Here is a 385-nt window from a genome sequence, read left to right as displayed (position 1 = left end):
GACAATCTCAAATCGGCGGTCGCGACCGTGATCGGGTTCTCTCGGGCCCGGACCGAAGCTCAGCGGTGGGTCGGGTTCAGATCGCACTTCGGGGTCGAGCCGTTCTACTGCCAGCCCGGAATCACCGGCGCGCATGAGAAGGGTGGCGTCGAGGGGGATATCGGTTGGTTCCGTCGGAACCACCTCGTTCCCGTCCCGGAAGTGGACTCGATCGACGAGCTCAACGCGCTGATCGATGTCTACGACCAGGCTGATGACGCGCGTCGGATCGGGGACCGGATGCAGACGGTCGGGCAGATGTTCGCCACCGAACGCCCGCTGCTCGCGCCGCTTCCGGATAACGGGTGCGAGACCGGGACGTGGTTCACCCCGCGGGTGGACCGCT

The 385-nt window shown here is 66.0% G+C and carries 1 pseudogene; it reads left to right on the top strand.

Annotated elements, in window-relative coordinates:
* Positions 1–385: pseudogene (locus AXK60_RS25100) on the top strand (IS21 family transposase); the annotation flags it as partial.

The organism is Tsukamurella pseudospumae (assembly GCF_001575195.1).
Lineage (GTDB): Bacteria > Actinomycetota > Actinomycetes > Mycobacteriales > Mycobacteriaceae > Tsukamurella > Tsukamurella pseudospumae.
This window is presented reverse-complemented; position numbering and strand designations above follow the sequence as displayed.